Origin of the sequence: Kitasatospora sp. NPDC059577, assembly GCF_042735475.1 — a bacterium.
Classification (GTDB): Bacteria; Actinomycetota; Actinomycetes; order Streptomycetales; family Streptomycetaceae; genus Kitasatospora.
The window spans coordinates 227,249-245,986 of the sequence record NZ_JBHWBZ010000001.1 but is presented as its reverse complement, the minus strand read 5'-3'; the positions used below and the strand labels follow the sequence as shown (position 1 = coordinate 245,986).

15 protein-coding genes are annotated in these 18,738 nt (G+C 72.9%); 6 read left to right on the top strand and 9 right to left on the bottom strand.

The features are described 5' to 3' along the window. Positions 1 to 513: 513 nt before the first annotated feature. From ACFV0O_RS01190 to ACFV0O_RS01180, 3 genes are all read right to left on the bottom strand, one after another. Complete coding sequence (locus tag ACFV0O_RS01190; protein WP_380334576.1) at positions 514 to 1,713, bottom strand: NAD(P)/FAD-dependent oxidoreductase; 1,200 nt, start codon at positions 1,711 to 1,713, stop codon at positions 514 to 516. Beyond that, the gene (locus ACFV0O_RS01185) at positions 1,710 to 1,907 is read right to left on the bottom strand and encodes a ferredoxin (protein ID WP_380334573.1); all 198 of its coding nucleotides are present in this window, start codon (positions 1,905 to 1,907) and stop codon (positions 1,710 to 1,712) included. Before ACFV0O_RS01185 ends, ACFV0O_RS01190 begins: the two co-directional genes overlap by 4 nt. A 92-nt stretch (positions 1,908 to 1,999) precedes the next feature. Then, a complete protein-coding gene (locus ACFV0O_RS01180; RefSeq protein WP_380334571.1) occupies positions 2,000 to 3,199 on the bottom strand; it encodes a cytochrome P450 in 1,200 nt (399 codons plus the stop codon). A 378-nt stretch (positions 3,200 to 3,577) separates the two neighbouring features. Between ACFV0O_RS01180 and ACFV0O_RS01175 the strand changes: the two genes are divergently transcribed. Then, positions 3,578 to 4,111, top strand: coding sequence for a MarR family winged helix-turn-helix transcriptional regulator (locus ACFV0O_RS01175; RefSeq protein WP_380334568.1), 534 nt, complete (start codon positions 3,578 to 3,580; stop codon positions 4,109 to 4,111). A 371-nt stretch (positions 4,112 to 4,482) separates the two neighbouring features. Continuing rightward, entirely contained in the window at positions 4,483 to 5,193 is a 711-nt protein-coding gene (locus ACFV0O_RS01170) for a DUF6193 family natural product biosynthesis protein (RefSeq protein WP_380334566.1), read from the top strand. A gap of 172 nt (positions 5,194 to 5,365) precedes the next feature. On the opposite strand, the gene ACFV0O_RS01165 is transcribed toward ACFV0O_RS01170, so the two are convergent. Both ACFV0O_RS01165 and ACFV0O_RS01160 read right to left on the bottom strand, forming a co-directional pair. Then, on the bottom strand, positions 5,366 to 6,316 hold the full coding sequence (locus tag ACFV0O_RS01165) for a DUF4236 domain-containing protein (protein ID WP_380334563.1): 951 nt from the start codon (positions 6,314 to 6,316) through the stop codon (positions 5,366 to 5,368). A 306-nt stretch (positions 6,317 to 6,622) separates the two neighbouring features. Then, positions 6,623 to 7,489 carry a carboxymuconolactone decarboxylase family protein gene (locus tag ACFV0O_RS01160; RefSeq protein ID WP_380334560.1) on the bottom strand — a complete coding sequence of 289 codons (867 nt, stop codon included), beginning with the start codon at positions 7,487 to 7,489 and terminating at the stop codon, positions 6,623 to 6,625. 134 nt (positions 7,490 to 7,623) lie between these two features. On the opposite strand from ACFV0O_RS01160, the gene ACFV0O_RS01155 reads away from it, so the two are divergent. Beyond that, positions 7,624 to 8,205 carry a TetR/AcrR family transcriptional regulator gene (locus ACFV0O_RS01155; RefSeq protein ID WP_380334557.1) on the top strand — a complete coding sequence of 194 codons (582 nt, stop codon included), beginning with the start codon at positions 7,624 to 7,626 and terminating at the stop codon, positions 8,203 to 8,205. A 321-nt stretch (positions 8,206 to 8,526) separates the two neighbouring features. Here the strand turns inward: ACFV0O_RS01155 and ACFV0O_RS01150 are convergent, their stop codons facing one another. Continuing rightward, positions 8,527 to 9,627 (bottom strand): GlxA family transcriptional regulator, encoded by a 1,101-nt coding sequence (locus ACFV0O_RS01150; RefSeq protein ID WP_380334554.1) that lies wholly within the window; start codon positions 9,625 to 9,627, stop codon positions 8,527 to 8,529. Positions 9,628 to 9,751: 124 nt separating this feature from the next. Here ACFV0O_RS01150 and ACFV0O_RS01145 point away from each other — a divergent pair, with 124 nt between their 5' ends. Next, a complete protein-coding gene (locus ACFV0O_RS01145) occupies positions 9,752 to 10,675 on the top strand; it encodes an NADP-dependent oxidoreductase (protein WP_380334551.1) in 924 nt (307 codons plus the stop codon). 406 nt (positions 10,676 to 11,081) lie between these two features. Further along, positions 11,082 to 11,720, top strand: coding sequence for a gamma carbonic anhydrase family protein (locus tag ACFV0O_RS01140; RefSeq protein ID WP_380334548.1), 639 nt, complete (start codon positions 11,082 to 11,084; stop codon positions 11,718 to 11,720). A 174-nt stretch (positions 11,721 to 11,894) separates the two neighbouring features. Here the strand turns inward: ACFV0O_RS01140 and ACFV0O_RS01135 are convergent, their stop codons facing one another. From ACFV0O_RS01135 to ACFV0O_RS01125, 3 genes are all read right to left on the bottom strand, one after another. Then, complete coding sequence (locus ACFV0O_RS01135; RefSeq protein ID WP_380334545.1) at positions 11,895 to 13,727, bottom strand: glycoside hydrolase family 15 protein; 1,833 nt, start codon at positions 13,725 to 13,727, stop codon at positions 11,895 to 11,897. Positions 13,728 to 14,018: 291 nt separating this feature from the next. Further along, a complete protein-coding gene (pstS, locus tag ACFV0O_RS01130) occupies positions 14,019 to 15,143 on the bottom strand; it encodes a phosphate ABC transporter substrate-binding protein PstS (RefSeq protein WP_380334542.1) in 1,125 nt (374 codons plus the stop codon). Between the two features lie 308 nt (positions 15,144 to 15,451). Then, on the bottom strand, positions 15,452 to 16,861 hold the full coding sequence (locus ACFV0O_RS01125; RefSeq protein WP_380335364.1) for an APC family permease: 1,410 nt from the start codon (positions 16,859 to 16,861) through the stop codon (positions 15,452 to 15,454). Positions 16,862 to 17,265: 404 nt separating this feature from the next. Between ACFV0O_RS01125 and ACFV0O_RS01120 the strand changes: the two genes are divergently transcribed. Continuing rightward, on the top strand, positions 17,266 to 18,738 hold a 1,473-nt coding region (locus ACFV0O_RS01120; RefSeq protein ID WP_380334540.1), incomplete at its 3' end, for an MFS transporter.

Below are 18,738 nucleotides of genomic sequence, written 5' to 3'. Positions count from 1 at the left end.
GGGGGCCCCCCCCGCGCGGGCGGGTGCGCGCGTTTTTTGTGTGCGGGGCCCCCGGGCGCCCCCGGCGGCGGAGCCGTCGCGCCCCGTCGCCGCCCGGTGGGCGGACGATCGCGGCCGGGGCCGCCAATCCTCGGGGGCCGCTACTCCTCCGGGGCCCGGGGCGGGGCGGGTTCGTCGAGGAGCAGTTCCAGGAGCGGCAGGGCCGCCTCCAGCTGTCGGCACTGGTCGGGGGTGAGGCGGGTGCTGCGGCGGGCGAGGAGGGCGGAGCTGACCGCCGGGCCGGAGCGTGCGCGTGAGCGTGCGCGTCGGAACGTGAGCGCCGACGTACGAGCGCCGGGCGGGACTCCCGATGCGGGAACGTCTGCGCATGATCGTCGGAGCGGGGATGTCGATAGCTTCCGCCAACTGACGATAGTCCGGCCGCCGTTGGGCCGGTAGGCCCCCGCACGGGCGGGGCCCACCGGCCCGGCCCGGGCCTGACGGGGTCGGACCCGTCCGGCCCGGGCCGCCCGGTCAGGCCGCCTCGGACTGCCACGGGCTGTGCGCCGCGACCTGGGCGCGCAGTCCGCGCAGGGCCCGGGCGGAGGCGATGCCGACCGCGCCGGTGACCCGTCCGTCGCGCACGCAGGCGGCGGCGAACCGGTGCTCCTGCGGGTCGCCGTCGACCACCTCGAACCGGTCGGCGGCGCCGGGGTGGCCGTACGCCTGGACCCGCAGCCCGTACTGGTCGGTCCACAGGTACGGCACCGGTGCGTAGGCCTGGCGGGTCCCGTCCGGGCCGGCGAGCAGGTTCCGGGCGGCGTGCAGGGCCTGTTCGGTGGCGTTGGTCCGCTGTTCGAGGCGCCGGTGGCGGCCGGTGCGCGGGTCGGGCCAGCTGGCGGCGTCACCGGCGGCCCAGACGCCGGGGCCGGCGGCGCAGTGGGCGTCGCAGACCACGCCGCCGTCCAGCCGCAGGCCGCTGTCGGCGAGCCAGTCGGTGTCGGGCCGGGAGCCGATGGCCATCAGGACGGTGTCGGTCGCGAGGTCGGTGCCGTCGGACAGGCGGACGCCGGTGGCGCGGCCGTTGCGTCCGAGGACCCGGGTGGCCGTGCCCCGGTGGATCCGTACGCCGTGCCGGCGGTGCAGGCCGGTCAGCAGGGCGGCGGTCTCGGTGCCGAGGACCGCCGCCAGCGGGGTGTCGGTGGAGACCAGCCAGGTGACCTCGGCGCCGAGCCCGACGGCGGTGGCCGCCGCCTCGGCACCGAGCAGTCCGCCGCCGACCACCAGCAGTCGGCTCCCCGGGCGCAGGTCCTCGCGCAGGGCGAGGGCGTCGGCCACGGTGCGCAGCACGTGGGCGCCGGCCAGGGGGGTTTCGGCGCCGGGCAGCCGGCGCGGGCGGACTCCGGTGGTGATGACGACGGCGTCGCAGGGCACCTGCCGGCCGTCGGCGAGGTGGACGGTGCGGGCCCGGCGGTCCAGGTGCCGGGCCCGCACCCCCAGGCGCAGGTCGAGCCGCAGCTCGTCCAGGGCCCGGGGGTCGCGCAGGGTGAGGCGGTCGGGCTGCCACTCGCCGGAGAGCAGGTGCTTGGACAGCGGCGGCCGGTCGTACGGCGGCGCGTCCTCGGCCCCGACGAGGGTGAGTCGCCCGTCGTAGCCGGCCCGGCGCAGGGCTTCGGCGGTGTGCAGTCCGGCCGCACCGGCTCCGACGACGGCGATCCGGCGCGGAGCGGTCACGCCAGTTCCAGGCGGATCGCGGCGGCCGGGCAGACGGCGGCGGCGTCCTGGACGGCCTGGTGGAGTTCGGCGGACGGCCGGGCGTCGAGCAGGACGACGATGCCGTCCTCGTCGCGCTGGTCGAAGACCTCGGGGGCGGCGAGGACGCAGTGTCCGGCGCTGCAGCACTTGTCCTGGTCGATGTGGACGAACATGGCGTTCCTTTCGGGGGCGGGCCGCTCGGGGCCCTGGTGGGGTGACGGTGGTGGGTGGCGGTGGGGTGACGGTGGCGCGGGTGCGCCGGGTTTCACCAGGCGATCGGCAGCTCGTGGACGCCGTAGATGAGCATTTCGCCGCGGAAGCGGACGTCCTCGAACGGAACGTCCAGACGCAGTCCGGGCAGCCTGCGCAGGATGGTGTCGAGGGCGATCTGGAGCTCCAGGCGGGCGAGCGGCTGGCCGAGGCACTGGTGGACTCCGAAGCCGAACGCGAGGTGGCGGCGGGCGTCGCGGGTCAGGTCGAGTTCGTCACCGTCGGGGAACTCGCCGGCGTCGCGGTTGGCGGTGTTGATCATGCAGATGACGCCTTCGCCCGCCCGGATGCGGACGCCGCCGACCTCGACGTCCTCGGTGGCGACCCGGGTCAGGCCGGAGTGCACGATGGTCAGGTAGCGGAGCAGTTCCTCGACGGCGCCGGGGACGGACTCCGGGTGACGGCGCAGGTGGTCGAGCTGGTCGGGGTTGCGCAGCAGGGCCAGGACGGACAGCGCGGTCATGTTCGCGGTGGTCTCGTGTCCGGCGACCAGCAGCAGCCGGCCCATCAGGCCGATCTCCTCGGTGCTGAGCTCGCCGCGGGCGATCAGGCGGCTGAGGATGCCGTCGTCGGGCTCGGCGCGCTTGGCCTCGGTGAGCTGGATCAGGTAGTCGGACAGCCGCTCCCGGGCGGCGTCGACCTCCTCGGGCGAGGCGTCGCGACGCAGCAGGATGCGGCTGCACTCCTGGAAGAAGTCGTGCTCCTGGTAGGGGACTCCGAGCAGCAGGCAGATCACCAGGGAGGGCAGCGGGAGGGCGAACTCGTGGACCAGGTCGGCGCCGGTGCGTCCGGTGGTCATCCGGTCGAGCAGGTCGTCCGCGATCCGCTGGACCTCGGGGCGCATCGCCTCGACCTTCTTGATCATGAATTCGCCGGTGAGCATCCGGCGCAGGCGGGCGTGCTCGGGGTCGTCCATCCGGATGAAGGTGGGCTGACCGGCGTTCAGCTGCCGGGCGCCGGCGCTGATGAAGGGGAAGCCGGAGCGGCTGGAGTCGGAGCTGAACCGGGCGTCGGAGAGGACCGCCTTGACGTCCTCGTGGCGGGTGACCAGCCAGCTGGGGGCACCGTCCCACAGGGAGACGCGGCTGATCGGTTCCTGCTGCTGGGCTTGCTGGTACGCGGGGGGCGGGGCGAAGGGGCAGGCGCCGCGGGCGGCGGGGTGGGCGAAGCGGGTGTTCGGTGCGGCCGTGGACATGGGGGGGCTCCCTTCTCGGAGCGGGAGTGACGGCGGGGCCGGACGGACAGGCCTGCGGTGCTTCGGTGCTTCGGTGCTTCGGTGTTTCGGTGCTTCTGGTGTTGCCGGTGCTGCCGTGCCGGTCGGACGGCGGGGCAGTGACATGGCGGAGCAGTGACACGGCGGTGCGACGGAACAGGTGCGCGGCGGAGCGGGTGCGCGGCGAACGGCGCGGCAGGGCCGGGCCATTTACGTGCCCAAAGCAACTAACTCACCGTCACGCTAACTCGCGTTCCGTTGCGGCGAAAGAGCCAGTCCGACGGCGAACGAATCTGTCCGAAATCCGGTCAGAGGTCTCCGCCACCACCGCCGCACGTACCGGATCGCTACAGTTCCTCCATGCCGGACGCCGAAGACCCCGCAGACGAACGGACCACCGCCTCGGAGCTGGAGGCCGTACTGGCGACACTGGCCTACCTTTTGACACGTTCGCAACACCACGAACGCCAGATGACCCGGGCCGGCATCACCGCCGCCCGCTCCGACGTCTACCTGCTGCGCGCACTCGCCGAAGCCGAGGGCAGCAGCCGGGTGGGCGACCTCGCCGACCGGCTGATGGTCAAGCCCTCCCACGTCACCCGCCAGATCGACCGGCTGCAGGGCCAGGAGCTGGTCGAACGCACCCAGGACGCGACGGACCGTCGGGCCCGCCAGGTCGAACTCACCACCGAGGGACGGGCGGTGCTCGACCGGCTGAAACAGGCCAACATCATCGGACTGGCGAGCGCACTGGACGGCGTCCCGGCCCCGGACGTCGCCGCCACCGTCAACGTGCTGCGCCACCTGATCCACCGCTACGTCCAGCGCGTGCGGACCATGGAGTCCGGGGGCGACGCCGGGATCGTCGACTCACGGCTTTCTCAGAGGAATTGACAGTCGGACAGTCACGACACCGCGCCCAGGAACGCTCGACACCGACCGTCACACGATCGGCGACGCTGGGACAGCACCTAGGGCTTGTCTGACAATTCCCGCCGCGCGCACGACGCCGGGCATCCCGGCTGGACGCACCGCCGAATCGTCCAAGTACGTCCAGTACGAGGACGCTCCGGCGGCACGCCCAGCCGGGCGCCCAACGCCGCGCGCTGATGCGACGCGAATTGTCAGACAAGCCCTAGGAGCCCCGGGCCAGCTGGGTCGCCGAAGGGCACCTGGCCGAACTCCGGGGCCGCCTTGCCCGGAGCCGGGAGGACTGGCACCTGATCGACTGGGACCGTCGATGCGCTCGGCGGCATACTGGCGGGATGAGCTTCGGGGTGGGGTCCGGCGAGAGTGACTGGGGCGGCGGGGTGCTCCAGGAGACGTTGGGGCGTGTGGCGGAGGGCCTCGGGGTCGTCCTGCCTGAGCCGGACGGGCAGTGGAGCGGCATAGCGGTGTACGTCGACGCGGGGCTCGGCCGGCGGGTGTCGGTGCGTCCGGCTGACGAGCAGCGGCGTGCCTTCTGGGTGTATCTCCAGAGCAACGGCCGGCGCCTGGCCTGCGGGTGGACCGCCGATCCGGCCGAGGCGGTCAGGGCGGCAGCGGCCTGGATCGGCGGAGCGGGGCTCGAGGAGACCAAGGAGCAGGCTCCGTGCATCGAGTTCCGCCCTTGGGCCCTCGCGCACGAGCGGGAGCCGCTCGGTGCTGTCGAGTTGGCGTGGTGCCTCAAGCTCGACGGCATCCACATGCCGCCGATGAACCGGTTCCCGCGCGTGCATGCGCTGTCGGCGGCCGCGTACACCCAGCCGGTGCTCCGCCAACTGATGCCGGTGACCAGCCACTTCAACCTCTGGTTCTCCACCAGTACCACGGCGCGATGGAATACGACACGGGTCGGGTACATGATCTGGCCGCACGATGAGGGGTTCTACGGGGTACGGAACCGGAGCGAGTTGCTCGCGCGCTTCGAGACGCCGGAGGAGGCCGTCGCCTTCGTGGTCGCCGTCCTGCCGGAGGGGATCGGGCCGGCGCGTTGAAGCGTTGTTCGAGCGGTAGCGGCAGCGACCGTGTTCGTTGCCACGTCCGGCTGCACCTGGCCCCAGCGCTCTTGATCGCCAGGACACCGCCTAGCCGAGGGCGCCGGACTCCCTCGCCACGAATGCAGGCAACGGCTGTGAAGCCCACCCCGCCGACGGTCGAGCCAGCCGCCTACCCAGGCAGGAGAATCGCGTAGTCGCGGATTCGTGCGGCCGCCCCCTCTTCGATCCGGGCGAAGACGACCACTTCGTCCAGCGAGCTGAACGATCCCAGTTCCTGACGGGCTGCCACGATCTGTTCGGCCGAGGTCAGCTCTATGGAGCACGCGTCGGCAATGGTGTGGGCTGGTGCGTTGTTGAGATCGACGAGGCCGCCATCGTCGTACTGGCGCGACAGGTCCGGACGTCCGATACGGAGGTCATGGGCGAGAACGGGATCGCTCTGCGCAAGGGTGCGAGCTTCGTTCCGCCGCGCGCGAGCGGCGAGGTGCGCCGCGACGACCGGATCAGCTGCTGCGGGGTGGGCAGGCCGTGCCGGTCCAGTACCAAGGCCGTAAACCTCCCGGCGGAGCGGGACCAGTTGGAAACAGGCGGTCGCCATCAGAGCCACTGCCAGGATCGCGAAGATCGCGCTCAGCACATGGCCGGCCGTACCGACTGCGTGCCCTTGCGCGTCCTTCGGAGTGATCGAGGAGAGGACAACCAGCGCTGCGGCGACGGCCGCATAGGTTCCTGCCCGAAGCCGAAGGCCCTTACGGCCCAGTCGGGCCGCTGCGTGCGCGAAAGGTATCGCGCTGAACAGGCCGACTGATAGAAGCACGATCACGAAGTACCACGCGCCGGGACGCCACCTTCTGCGCTCGCGACCGGCTGCTGGGCCGACGGGCATCGCGACGTCGGAGGTGGTGGCCGTGGCTGCCATGTTCCGCTGCCGCTCGTGGCCGGTGCTGGTAGCGGTGTGATGCAGACCCGCCCCGGGTGCGGAGATGGTGGTCCGGACGTGCTCGTCGGCTCGCTCGGCGACGCGGAAGCCCTTCGCACCAGCCGAACAGCCGACTCCCGACTTGGAGGCTGTGGCTCGAATCGGGCCCGCCTTGAAGCTCTTGCGGTAGGAGAAGCCCATGCACCGGCGCCCTTCTGATGTTCCGTCGGGGGCGCCAGCTTTCCAGGTCCGACCGGCTGGATGGCGCGCTGTTGCCGACTTGTGATGGTCGTCCCGCCCGAGTGCCGACTGGCTGCGGTCTTGGCGGCCCGGGCCGCTGAGCTGTCCGGGCCTTCTGCCGACAGACAGTACGAGGTTCGAACTCGTGAGGGGTTGCCGCCGAGGCGCTTTCCCCCCTCGCGTGTCCCGCGCCCACCCGTACGGACGTCCCGCTCCTCCCCCGCCCGGTGTGCATCCCACTGGCTCGGCTCACTTCCTCGTCCCGGTCTACGCGCCCGCCCGGCCCGTCGCGTCGCGGTCGGCGAACACCTCGCGGGCCGCGGCGATCCCGTTGAGCGCGGCCGGGAAGCCCGCGTAGACGGCCATCTGGACGATCGTCTCGATCGCCTCCTCCCGGGTGCCGCCGACGTTGAGCAGCCCGTGCAGGTGGACCCGCAGCTGCGGGTGGGCCGTGCCGAGCGCGGTGCAGGCGGCCACGGTGGCCAGCTCGCGGCTCTTCAGGTCGAGAGCGGGGCGGGCGTAGACGTCGGCGAAGGCGAAGTCGACGATGTGGTCGGCCAGGACGGGGGCGATGTCCGCCAGCGACGCGACCACGCGCTCCCCGGCCTCCCGGTCGACCCGGTCGAACACCGCGAGACCGCGCTCGTGCCGCTCCCCCAGGGTCTGCGCGGCGTCGGCACCGCTGCGCGCGGGAGTGAAGTCGAGTTCCGGGCGGGCGGCGAAGGCGGCCTTGGCCACGGCCATGCCGTTGAGCGCCGCCGGGAATCCCGCGTAGACCGCCATGTGGAGGACCGTCTCCACGATCTCGGCGGGCGCGACGCCCACGTTGAGGGCACCGTCGATGTGGAAGCGCAGCTGCGGCGCCGCGGTGCCCAGCGCGGTCAGGGCGGCGACGTTGATCAGCTGCCGTTGGGCGAGGGTGAGGCCGGGCCGGGCGTACACGTCGCCGTAGCCGAACTCGACGGTCAGCCGGGCGAGGTCCGGGGCGATGCCGTCGAGCGCGTCCAGCACGGCCGGGCCTCCGGGGCCGGCGACCTCGCGCAGGAGGGACAGCCCCCGCGCGTAGCGGTCGGCGGACGGGGACGAGGACGAGGAAGCGGACGGAGACGGGGACGAGGACGGGGAAGCGGTCATGGCGGGCTCCTTGGTGAGGCTCGTGAATCACCGAGCGGCGTTACGAAACGTTTCGTAACGCCAACGAGGCTAGGACGGCCCGACCCCCTTGTCAAAACGAAACGTAACGTCACGCCTGGGCTAGACTTCCCGCCATGACCCCGCAGCCGAACCCTGAGCGCCGGAGCGAACGAGCCCGCCGCGCCATCCTCGACGCCGTCTTCGAAGTCGCCGGGGCCAAGGGATACGGCAGGACCACCATCGAGGCCATCGCCGCGACCGCGGGCGTCGGCAAGCCGACCATCTACCGCTGGTGGCCGTCCAAGGGCGCGATCGCCCTGGACGCCGTCAACGACCGGATCGGCGACTCCATGGACTTCCCCGACACCGGGGACATCACCGCCGACCTCACCGCCCAGCTCACCGCCGTCGCCACCATGCTCACCGGCACCACCGGGACGCTCTACCGCGGCATCATCGCCGAGTCCCAGAGCGACCCCGCCCTCGCCGCCGCGATGCGCGCGACCTTCCTCGAACCGCGGATCGAGCGGTGCGTCCGCCGCCTCGACGCCGCGGTGGCCGCCGGACAGCTCCGCTCGGACCTGCCCACCCGCACGATGGTCGACGTCCTCTACGCGCCGGTCTACTACCGGGTCCTGCTCGGCGCCGGACCCGAGGAGACCCTGCGCAGCCCCCTCCTGGTCGAGACCGTCCTGGAAGGCCTTCGGCCCGCCTGACACCCTTCGGCCCGCCCGGTGCCCGACACCTGACGGGCCGCCGCCGCAGGGCAGTCGGACGACTGCGCCGCAGCGGAGTCGGGTTCGGGCGGGCCGGGCGCGGACCGCTCCACGAACACGCCCCACGCCCACGCCTCACGCCCCACGCCCCCACGCCCCATCAGGTCGGCAACGGTCAGGACGTGCCGTTGGTGACGGCTGTCGCCAGGGCGCTGTCGTACCCGGCGATCGCGAAGCATCCGCGACCCGTGCGCGGGCGGTTCCCGGGCCTGCGCCGACCCGGGAACCGCGCACCTCCCGCGCCGCTTCGACGCCGCACGCTCAGCCGAGCGCGGCCTCGTGCGGGCTGAAGGTGCGGCGGTAGGCGGCCGGGGAGACGCCGAAGGCCGTCCGCATGTGCGCCCGCAGCGAGTTCGCGGAGCCGAAGCCGGCCCGGTGGGCGACCAGGTCGATCGACAGGTCGGTGGTCTCCAGCAACTGCTTGGCCAGTTCGAGGCGTTGCGCGGTGAGCCACTGCACCGGGGTCATGCCGGCCTCGTCGCGGAAGCGCCGGGTGAAGGAGCGCAGGCTCATCCGGGCGTGCTCGGCGAGCCGGGTGAGGGGCAGGTCCTCGCCGAGGTGTTCCAGGGCCCAGGCGCGGGTGGCGGTGGTGCTGGCGACGGTGGGTTCGGGGACCGGGCGGTCGATGTACTGGGCCTGTCCGCCGTCCCGCCAGGGCGGTACGACGCACATGCGGGCGGCCCGGTTGGCGACCGCGGCGCCGTGGTCGCGGCGGATCACGTGCAGGCACAGGTCGACGCCGGCGGCCACGCCGGCCGAGGTGAGGACGTCCCCGTCGTCGACGAAGAGGACCTCCTCGTCGAGCTTGACCATCGGGTAGGCCTTGCGGAACTCCGGGGCCAGGTTCCAGTGCGTGGTGGCCGGGCGGCCGTCGAGGAGTCCGGCCGCGGCGAGCACGTAGGAACCGGAGCAGATGGACACCAGGCGGGTGCCGGGCCGGATGCCGGCGATGGCGGCGCCGACCTCGGGGGGCAGCGGGCCGCCGCGGGCCAGGTCGGGCATGGCGTGCGTGGGCGGGACGATCACGGTGTCCGCCGCGGCCATCGCCTCGGGCCCGGCGGCCGGCTGCACGGTGAAGCCGGCGTCGCTGAGGACGGGCGCGCCGTCGGCGGTGCAGACGACGACCTCGTAGAGCGGGCGGCCCTCGGCGTCCAGCGCGCTGCCGAAGACCCGGGAGGGGATCCCGAGCTCGAAGGGCGGGACACCGGGCAGGGCGAGCACCGCGATCCGGTGGCGCCGGGGCGGCGCTCCGGCCGGCCGCTGCCGGCCGTCCGCGCTTCCCGCCTCCGCCGCGGCCCTCACCTGCGCCTTCACCGTCACCTTCGCCGCCGCCTGCTGCCCCTCCGCCGTCACGATGCCCATGGCCAGATCCTGGCACATAGTGGCCAGACGGCCAACACCACGGCGGACCGGGGTGCCGGATCGTGGACCGCGTCGCCAGAGCCCGGCGGCACACGGAGAGCAACGAAGAACGAGGCAGGACAGCATGCGCGCGGTGGTCGTGGAGCAGTGGGGCGGACCCGAGAACCTGGTCGAGCGGGAGGTCGAGCGCCCCGAACCGGGGCTGGGCGAGGTCCTGGTGCGTGTGCACGCCGCCGGCGTGAACCCGGTGGACTGGAAGACCCGGGCCGGCGGCGCCCTCATCGAGTGGGGCGACGTGCCGGCGGTCGGCTGGGACGTGTCCGGCACCGTCGAGGCCGTCGGGCCGGGCGTGGGCCTGTTCCGCCCCGGCGACGAGGTCTTCGGGATGCCGCTGTTCCCGCGCCAGGCGGGTGCCTACGCCGAGTACGCGGTGGCGCCGGCCCGCCACCTCGCCCGCAAGCCCGCCGCCCTCACCCACGTGGAGGCCGCGGCACTGCCACTGGCCGCGCTGACCGCCTGGCAGGCCCTGGTGGACACCGCGGACGTCCGCCCCGGGGAGCGGGTGCTGGTGCACGCGGCGGCCGGCGGGGTCGGCCACTTCGCCGTCCAGATCGCCAAGGCCCGCGGCGCGTACGTCATCGGCACCGCCAGCGCCGGGAAGCACGACCTGCTGCGCGAGCTGGGCGCGGACGAGGTCGTCGACTACCGGACGGTGCGCTTCGAGGACGTCGTGTCCGACGTCGACGTCGTGCTCGACGGGATCGGCGGCGAGACCGCGAAGCGCTCCCTGGACGTGCTCCGGCCCGGCGGCCGCCTCGTCACCCTGCCCGGGCCGGACGACCTGCCCGCCGCCCCGGACGGGGTGCGCGCCGTGTGGGTCCTGGTCGAGCCGGACCACCTCGGCCTGCGCGAGATCGCGGCCCTCGCCGAGCGCGGCGCGCTGAGGCCCGTGGTGGAGACGGTCCTCCCGCTGGAGCAGGCCGCGAAGGCCCACGAACTCGGCGAACAGGGCCGCACCACCGGCAAGATCGTCCTGACCGTCGCCTGACCCACCGGCGCCTGCGGGTGGTGGGCCGCCTCACCACCCGCAGGCGCGCGCCGGAGCCATCGGACGAAGAAGGCGTCCGCGTCGGGCACGTCCGAGAGGTACGTCTCGGACGTGCCGATCCGCCCGTCCCGCACGAAGCAGACCGTGGAGCGTCAGCGGCGAGCAGCCAGCGGAACGACTCCCGGTCGGCGGTGCCCGGGACGATGCGGAACTGCTCCGCGAGCGCGGCCGCAGTGCTACTGGCTCCGGCGCTCGCCTCGGTGGTGGTGCCGTGTCGGTCGTGGTACCGGTGTCGGTCGTGGTGCCGGACGCAGCGTCCCGGGGTCGACAGGGCTGGGCGGGGCGCCCGAACGACGTGTCCGAAATCCGCCAGCCGCTCGCCCGGCGGTCCGCGACAATCCCGCCTGTGAACACGAACTCGCAGGGCATCCGGATCCGGCACCGCGGCGCCGTCCCCCAGGTCCACCCGACCGCCTACGTCGCACCGACCGCCACGCTCGTCGGCGACGTCCGGATCGGCCCCCGCGCACGGGTGATGTACGGCGCCGTGCTCGACGCGGAAGGCTCGCACATCGAGGTCGGCGAGGCGACGGTCGTGTGCGAGAACGCGGTCCTGCGCGCCTCCGCCGTCGCCGCCGACCAGCCGGTCGAACTCGCCGACCACGTGTTCGTCGGCCCGCACGCGACCCTGCTGGGCTGCACCGTGCAGCGCTGCGCCTACCTGGCCACCTCCGCCAACGTCCTGCAGGAGGCCCGGGTGGGCGCCGGCACGGTCGTCGCCGTCGCGGGGCTCGTCCACGCCCGGACGGTACTCCCGGACGAGTTCTTCGTCCCCCCGTACACCCTGGCCATCGGCGACCCGGTCCGGCTGCTGGCCCCCGGGGGCCCGGACGTGCCGCAGGCCATCGGCCGGCTCGGCTTCGCCGAAGTGGCCTTCGGCGTCGGCCCCTCCGACGGCGACCGCCTGGCCCGCTACGAACGCATCGCCGAGGTCCGGGTGAACGAGTTCGCCGCACACCTGGAGGACCGGCCCGCTTCCGACTGACGGGTCGTCAACAGGCTTTCCCGGCAGGAGCATTCGGCCTACGGGTCCGGTTCCTCCCGTGCGCGATCACGAGGAGCGTGCGGGCGGAGTCCGGCCGGCCCCGCGGCGGGGCCATGGCCGGAGCGCCGGGGCACTGGCTCAACCGAGGCCGCGGACGTAACCGAGGACGCGGGCTCAACCGAGGGCCCGGTCGAGGTTGAAGGCAGCGCTGATCAGCGAGAGGTGGGTGAACGCCTGCGGGAAGTTGCCGAGTTGTTCGCCGGTCCGGCCGATCTCCTCGGCGTAGAGGCCGAGGTGGTTGCCGTAGGTGAGCATCTTCTCGAAGGCCAGCCGGGCCTCCTCCAGGCGTCCGGCGCGGGTGAGCGCCTCGACGTACCAGAAGGAGCAGATCGAGAACGTGCCCTCGGTGCCGTGCAGGCCGTCCGGGCTGGCCTCCGGGTCGTAGCGGTAGACGAGCGAGTCGGAGACCAGGTCCGCGGTGAGCGCGTCCAGGGTGGAGAGCCACTTGGGGTCGGTGGGCGAGACGAACTTGGCCATCGGCATCATCAGCACGGACGCGTCGAGCACGTCGTCGCCGAGCCCTTGGACGAAGGCCCCGCGCTCGGCCGACCAGCCCTGTCGCATGATCTGCCGGTAGATCGCGTCCCGGCTCCGCTGCCAGCGCGCGAGGTCGGCCGGCAGGCCGCGGCGGTTGGCGATCCGGACGGCACGTTCGATCGCCACCCAGCACATCAGGCGCGAGTAGACGAAGTCCTTCCGGCCGCCCCGGGTCTCCCAGACGCCCTCGTCGGGCTGGTCCCAGTGGTCGCAGAGCCAGTCCACCACGGCGCCGACCTCGTCCCAGTGGGCACTGCTGATGGGCTGCCCCCACTTGTCGTACAGGTACACGGAGTCGATCAGCGCCCCGTAGATGTCCAGCTGGAGCTGGCCGGTGGCCGCGTTCCCCACTCGTACCGGGGCGGACCCAAGGTAGCCCTCGAAGTGGGACAGCTCGCGTTCGGGCAGGTCGGTGCGGCCGTCGATGCCGTACATGATCTGCAGCGGTCCGGTCGTGCCCCCGCCGCGCATGATCCCCCGCTCGGAGACGAAGTTCATGAAGGCCTCAGCCTCCGAGGTGAAGCCCAGGCGCAGCATGGCGTAGACGCAGAAGGCGGCGTCGCGGATCCACACGTACCGGTAGTCCCAGTTGCGCTCCCCGCCGACGCGCTCGGGGAGGCTGGTCGTCGGCGCGGCCACGATCGCCCCGGTCGGCGCGTAGGTGAGCAGTTTCAGCACCAGTGCGGAGCGGTGCACCATCTCCCGCCACCGGCCGCGGTAGCGGGAGCGGCCCAGCCACTGGCGCCAGAACCGGACGGTCGCCTCGGCCTGTGCCTGCGCCTCGGCGCGCGGGCAGGCCCTCGGGTGGACGTCGTCGGTGATCCGGTCGAGGGCGAACACCACGGACTCGCCTTCGAGGAGTTTGACGTGCGACCACACGTCCGTGCCGTCGGTGTCGAGCGGCGCGGTGGAGGTCAGCGCCAGGGAGAGCGACGGGGATTCGAAGACCGCCTCGTTCGCCTGCATGCGGACGGTGTGCGGTTCGGTCCCGTAGGCGAAGCGGGGGGCTATCCGCGCCCTGAACGGGAGGACGCCGCGGACGCACACGACCCGCCGGATCAGCCGGTGCCTGGACGCCTCGCGCGACTCGTCGACGACCGGCATGAAGTCCTGGATCTCCGCGACGCCGTCGGCGGCGTAGAACCGCGTGATCAGCACGTTGGTGTCGGGGAAGTAGAACTGGCGGGTACGGGCCGGCACCTCGGCGGTCAGCTCGAACGATCCGCCCTTGTCGGCGTCGAGGATGGACGCGAACACGCTCGGTGCGTCGAAGCGCGGGCAGCAGTACCAGTCGATGGTGCCGTCGGTCCCGACCAGCGCGGCGGTGCGCAGGTCGCCGATCAGGCCGTGTTCGGAGATCGGCGGATAGCGTGCGCCGTCCACCGGACCGAATCCGTTCCCGGACTCCATGCGGGCCTCCCTGCCGTGTCGCCGTGGGCGGGTGCGGGGATCGAGCAGACCTCGCCTCTCATGGTAGGTCGCTCCCGGGTGTTCCCGGAGGTCGAGCCGTCGCCCGCAGGCACCGCACGGGGAGGGCGCGGGGAGGGCGCGGTCGGCGTCGGTCACGCAGTGTCCTCGTCGCCGCCGCTCGGGCCTCCGGCTGCCCGTCGGCCCGGACGTGCGGCACCGCCCCGGCGGTGCCGGAGCGGTGCCGGGGCGGTGCGGGACAGCAGTTCTGGGCGGCGGTGCGGGGCGGCGGGGTCAGGAGAGCTGGGAGACGGCCGACTTGACCTTGGTGGTGATCTCCGCGGGCAGCGGGACGTACCCCGTCGCGCCGATCGCCTGCTGGGCGGCGTCGCTGGAGGTGTAGGTCAGGAAGGACTTCAGGGCGGGCAGGTTGGCGGCCTTGTTGCCCTTGTCGCAGACGATCTCGTAGGTGACCAGGACGATCGGGTACGCGCCCTCGTCCTTGGTCGCGTAGTCGAGGTTCAGGGCCAGGTCGCTGCCCGTCCCGGCGAACTGGGCCTTGGCGAAGGTGGTGGCCGCGTTGGCGGCGGTGGCGTCGACCGGCTGGGAGGCGCCGGTGTTGACCGCCGCGCTCTTCAGGTTGTTGGTCTGGGCGTAGGACAGCTCCACGTAGCCGATGGAGTTCTCGACCTGCTTGACCTGCGCCGAGACGCCGGCGCTGCCGTTGGCCGACTGGCCGCCGTTGGCCGCCCAGGTCTTGCTCGGCGGGTACGGCCAGGCGCCGTTCGACGCGGCGGCGAGGTAGGCCGTCAGGTTCGCGGTCGTGCCGGAGTCGTCGGAGCGGTGGAAGGCCTGGATCGGGGTGTCGGGCAGTGTGACGCCGGGGTTGAGCGCGGTGATCGCCGGGTCGTTCCACTTGGTGATCTGCGCGTCGAAGATCTTGGCGATGGTCGGCCCGTCGAGGACGAGCTTGTCCACGCCGGGCACGTTGAAGACGATCGAGACGAGGCCGGCCACCATCGGCAGGTCGATGCCCTGGCCTCCGGGGCACACCTGCTTCGAGGCGTCGACCTCGGCCGGCTTCAGGGCGGCGTCGGACCCGGCGAAGGCCACCTTGCCCTCGTTGAACTGCTGCACGCCGGCGCCCGAGCCGCCTCCGCTGTAGTTGACCATGATGCCCGGGCAGGCGGCGCCGAAGGTGTTCTTCCAGAGGTCGATCGCGTTCGCCTGCGCCGTCGAACCGGCGCCGAGGAGCTGGCCCGATCCGTTGCACGCGATCGACGCGCTGCTCCCCGGGGAGGTGGAGGCGGCGGTGGGGGTGGAGGGATCCGATCCGCACGCCGTGACCGAGGTCAGGACGGCTGCCGCGGCGGCGGCTGCGAGGGCGGAACGGCGGGGGAAGGTGGCCCGTCGGGGCATGCGAGGTCTCCTGGACGACGGTCGGCGGCGGACGCGGCCATCATGGGGGCCGGGACCGCCGCATCCGACCACGACATGCCGCCCGGCCCGAGCCGCGCGACGAAGTACCCGTACAGGCTCACCCGCCCGCCCGGGCCGCCCGCAGGGCCCGCACCGCACCGCCCGGGACCGCGCCCGGGCGGGCAGGTCGCGCCGTCCGCACCCGGTCCGGGCGTCAGCGCCTCGACGCCCCGGACGAGTTGGTTGTCCTGCCTGCGCCGCGTGGGGGAAGTACGCGGCGGGGAGAGCGAGTTGACCCCGGGAGGCCGTCAGGGGCCGGCGAGGGCGTCGGCCTCCCGGGCCTGCTGGGCCTCCAGGTACTCCTCGCGGATCTCCTTCGGCCCGAACGGCCAGGCGCCCTCGGCCTTCGACCAGACGAGGTAGGCGAGGCCGCCGAGGGCGACCCAGGCCAGCGACCACTCGATCGGGTGGACGCCCTCGTTCGCCTTGTCCGCGTAGCCGTAGATGACCAGCCAGCCGATGGCGGCGACGATGCTCGGCAGCGGGTAGAGCACCATCTTGTACGGGCGGGCGAGGTGCGGCTGGCGTTTGCGGAGCACCGTGACGGCGGCGATCTGGGCGAGTGCCTGGACGATCACCATGACGCTGGTCAGCAGGGCGATCAGGATGCTCAGCGGCGGGTGCGCGGAGGTGTCGCCGATGTGCCGCGCGAACAGGAAGCCGGCGGCGGTGATCGCGACCATGGCGACCAGGCCGAGCACGGGGAAGCCGTGCCGGGGGTGCAGCCTGCCGAAGGAGCGGAAGAACATCCCGTCGCGGGCGGCGTCGTACGGCACCCGGGAGCCGCCGAGCAGGCCCGCGAGGACGGAGGCGAAGGCGGTGACCAGGATGAGCACCGTCACGGTGTCGGCGGCGCCCTTGCCCCAGGTCCTCTCCAGCACCGCGGAGGCGACGGACTTCGAGGCCACGTTCTCCGGGTCCAGCATGTCCCGCCAGTCGATCACGCCGAGGACGCCGACCTGCATCAGCAGGTAGACGGCCATGATGGCGGTGATCGAGTGGATGATCGCCCGCGGCATGACCCGGCCCGGGTTCCTGATCTCGGCGCCCAGGTAGGAGGCGGTGTTGTAGCCCAGGTAGTCGTAGATGCCGATGGTCAGACCGGCGGCGAAGCCGGTCCAGAACGCGCCGTGGGTGAGTTCGACGGCGTGGGCGGGCCAAGTGAAGGCCAGCGAGGGGTGGAAGCCGGTGAAGGAGGCCAGGATCACCGCGCCGACGGAGACGATCATCACGACCCACATCACGACGGTGATCGCGCCGATGTCCTCGACCGTGCGCCACAGCAGCACCAGGACGAGGGCGAGCACGGCGACGCCGACGACGTCGCCCTGGACGGTCGTCATGCCCGGCCACAGGTAGGCGAGGTACTGCACCAGGCCCTGCACGCCGGTCGACATGATCAGCGGGATGAAGAGCATCGCCGTCCAGACGAACAGGAACGGCATCAGCCGCCCGGTGCGGTACTGGAAGGCTTCGCGCAGATAGACGTAGGTGCCGCCGGCGCCGGGCAGCGAGGCGCCCAGTTCGGCCCAGACCAGGCCGTCGACGAGGGCGAGCAGCGCGCCGGCCAGCCAGCCGATGACGGCCTGCGGGCCGCCGAAGGCGGCGACCATCAGCGGGATCGTGACGAACGGCCCGATGCCGCACATCTGGCTCATGTTGATCGCGGTGGCCTGGAAGAGGCCGATTCTCCGGGTGAGGCCTGAGTCCACGGGTGGCTCCAGAGGTGGGGGACGGAGCGGGGGATGGAGCAGGGAGCGGAGCAGGGGGGAGGTCGGGGCGGAGCAGGGGGGGCGGGGAGGTCGCGGGGAGGTCGGGAAGGTCGCGGGATCAAGTTAAGGAACGTTACTTAACTCGTCAAGAGAGCGCGGAACTCCCGCGGAACTCCCGCCGGAACCGGCACCCCGGATGCCGGAGGTCTCGACCGGACGGGGCCTCCGGGGGCGCGCCCGGTCGTGTCGGCCCGGGTCCGGGCCGCAGCCGCGCATACGGTCGACGCCACACCGCCGCCGACCCGCGGTCGGCGTGCCCCCGTATCCCCCGTCGAAGGAGACCGGCAGCCGTGCAACGCAAGTGGTGGACGCTGATCGCCGTGTCGGTCGCGACGTTCATGCTGCTTCTCGACATCACGGTGGTCAACGTCGCCCTGCCGTCCATCCGCAGGGACCTGGGCGCGAGCTTCACCGACCTGCAGTGGGTGTTCGACGCCTACGCCCTCTCGCTGGCCGCCCTGGTCCTGACCGCCGGTTCGCTGGCCGACCGGCTCGGGCGGCGCAGGGCCTTCGCCGCGGGGCTGGTGATCTTCTCCTTCGCCTCGCTGCTCTGCGCGCTGGCGCCGAACCCGGTCTTCCTCAACGTCTCCCGCGCGGTGCAGGGGGTGGGCGGCGCGGTGATGTTCGCGGTCTCGCTCGCCCTGGTCGCGCAGGAGTTCCCGCCCGGCCGCGAGCGCGGCACCGCGATGGGCGTCTACGGGGCGACGATCGGGATGGCCGTCGCCGTCGGACCGCTGATCGGCGGGGCGCTCACCGACTCGCTCGGCTGGGAGTGGATCTTCTACCTCAACGTGCCGATCGGGGCCGCCGCCCTGGTCGTCACCTACCTCAAGCTGGCGGAGAGCCGCGACCCGAACGCCACCCGGATCGACTGGGCCGGGGTCGCGGCCTTCAGCACCGGGCTGTTCCTGCTCGTCCTCGCCCTGGTGCGGGGCAACACCGAGGGCTGGGGCAGCCCGCTGATCGTGGGGCTGTTCATCGGCGCGGCCGCCCTGCTGACCGTCTTCGTCCTGGTCGAACGCCGCGTGCCGGAGCCGATGCTGCCGCTCGGGCTGTTCCGCCGGCACGCGTTCACCGGCGTGCAGCTGGCCGCGTTCGCGGTGTCCAGCTCGCTGTTCGCGCTCTTCCTCTACCTGACGCTGTACCTGCAGAACTACCTCGGGCTCTCCCCGTTCGCGGCGGGTGTGCGCTACCTGCCGATCACGGTGCTCAGCTTCTTCGTCGCACCGGTCGCCGGGATCATGCTCTCCCGGGCGCCGGCCCGGCTGATGCTCTTCGTCGGCCTCATCGCCGTCGGCGCGGGCATGCTGCTGATGGGCGGCATCAAGCCCGACGACACCTGGACCGGCCTGCTGGCCGGGTTCCTGGTCGGCGGCGCGGGCATCGGCCTGATCAACCCGGTGATCGCCGACGTCGCGGTGAGCGTGGTGCCCAAGGAGAAGAGCGGCATGGCGGCGGGCATCAACGACACCTTCCGGCAGGTCGGCATCGCGGTCGGCATCGCCGTCTGGGGGGCGATCTTCGTCGCCCGGGGCTCCCACACGGTCCGCGAGGTCGCGGCGGGCACCCCGATCGCCGAGGGCGCCCGCCCGCGCGAGCTGATCGAGGCCGCCTCCGACGGCAGCCTCCCGCAGGCGGTCGCCGCGCTCCCCGAACCGGGCCGGGGGGGGGGGGGGGGCCCCCCCCCGGCCGGGGGGGGGGGCGGGCCCCAACGGGTGCTGGTGGTCCGGGGGGGGGTGAGCGCGGGGGGGGGCGGGGGCGCG